This window comes from Methylobacterium sp. WL103, from assembly GCF_008039885.1.
Taxonomy (GTDB): Bacteria; Pseudomonadota; Alphaproteobacteria; order Rhizobiales; family Beijerinckiaceae; genus Methylobacterium; species Methylobacterium cerastii.
In genome coordinates this window covers 1-1,347 of record NZ_VRUX01000871.1, presented here as the reverse complement: position 1 = coordinate 1,347, position 1,347 = coordinate 1, and the positions used below count along the sequence as shown (strand labels likewise).

General features: G+C 71.6%; 2 protein-coding genes and 1 pseudogene. All 3 read left to right on the top strand.

The window, feature by feature from the left end:
* Positions 1 to 227 (top strand): annotated as a pseudogene (locus FV222_RS26265) (sulfonate ABC transporter substrate-binding protein); the annotation flags it as partial.
* On the top strand, positions 224 to 1,003 hold the full coding sequence (ssuC, locus tag FV222_RS26260) for an aliphatic sulfonate ABC transporter permease SsuC (protein ID WP_147750101.1): 780 nt from the start codon (positions 224 to 226) through the stop codon (positions 1,001 to 1,003). The pseudogene FV222_RS26265 and the gene ssuC, both read left to right, overlap by 4 nt.
* A partial coding sequence (locus tag FV222_RS31600; RefSeq protein WP_246685679.1) for an ATP-binding cassette domain-containing protein occupies positions 1,003 to 1,347 on the top strand: 345 nt, incomplete at its 3' end. The genes ssuC and FV222_RS31600, both read left to right, overlap by 1 nt.

Below are 1,347 nucleotides of genomic sequence, written 5' to 3'. Positions count from 1 at the left end.
GCGCCACGGTCGCGGCCGAGCTTGCGCCTTCGGTCGGCATCCCGGCGCCCGTGCTGGCGGTGGCGCTCGAGCGCCTGTCCTACGGCGTCGCCCCCCTCGACGCGCAGGCGATCGCCGACCAGCAGGCCGTGGCCGACGCCTTCCACGCCCTCGGCCTCCTGCCCAAAGCCATCCGGGTCGCCGACGCGGTCTGGACCCATCCGGAACGGAAGGCGGAGATCCGATGAGCACCACCCCCTCCCGCATCCGCGACGCCGCGCTGCCCTGGCTCTTGCCCGTCGCGATCGTGCTCGGCTGGCAGGCGGCGGTCTCGGCCGGCCTGGTCTCGAACCGCTTCATGCCGGCCCCGCTCGACGTGGTCCGGGCCGGGATCGAGGCGGGGCGCACCGGCGAACTCTGGACCAACCTCGGCGTCAGCACGCTGCGCGCGCTCGCCGGCTTCGTGGTCGGCGGCGGCATCGGCTTCGGGCTCGGCCTCGCCAACGGCCTGTCGCGCCTGTCCGAGCGGCTCACCGACACCTCGGTGCAGATGGTGCGCAACGTGCCCCACCTGTCGCTGATCCCGCTGGTGATCCTGTGGTTCGGCATCGGCGAGGAGGCCAAGCTGTTCCTGGTGGCGCTCGGGGTGTTCTTCCCGATCTACGCCAACACCCTGCACGGCATCCGCTCGGTCGACCCGGCGCTGGTCGAGATGGGCCGCGTCTACGGCATGTCGAACGCCGAGCTGTTCCGCCGCGTGGTGCTGCCGGGGGCGCTCCCGTCGATCTTCGTCGGCCTGCGCTACGCGCTGGGCATCATGTGGCTGACGCTCATCGTCGCCGAGACCATCTCGGCCTCGTCCGGTCTCGGCTACATGGCGATGCAGGCGCGCGAGTTCATGCTCGTCGACGTCGTGGTGCTGGCGATCCTGATCTACGCCGCGCTTGGCAAGCTTGCCGACGCGCTGACGCGGCAGCTGGAACGCAGCTGCCTCGCCTGGAACCCCGCCTACAGGAGCGCCTGATGCTGCGCGACGCCAACCTTCGCGACACCCCGCAGCCGCCGGACGCCGACACGAACGCGGGTGCCTTCGCCCTTGGCGACAGGGAGAGGGGCGTGACCTCTTCGAAAACGGTTGATCCCTCCCCCCATTCCTCGCCCGACCGGGAGAGGGGAGCTCGCGGCATCGCCGTCACCGTTCGCGACCTGCACAAGAGCTTCGACGGCAACGCCGTCATCTCCGGGCTCGACCTGTTCCTGCCCGCGGGCGGCTTCACCGCGGTCGTCGGCCGGTCCGGTTGCGGCAAGAGCACCCTGCTGCGCCTGATCCTCGGGCTCGAGGCGCCGACCACCGGCCGCGTCGCGCTC

What these genes read in the sequence shown, in the direction of transcription:
- ssuC (WP_147750101.1), top strand. Translation starts at nt 224, where the DNA reads ATGAGCACCACCCCCTCCCGCATCCGCGACGCCGCGCTGCCCTGGCTC.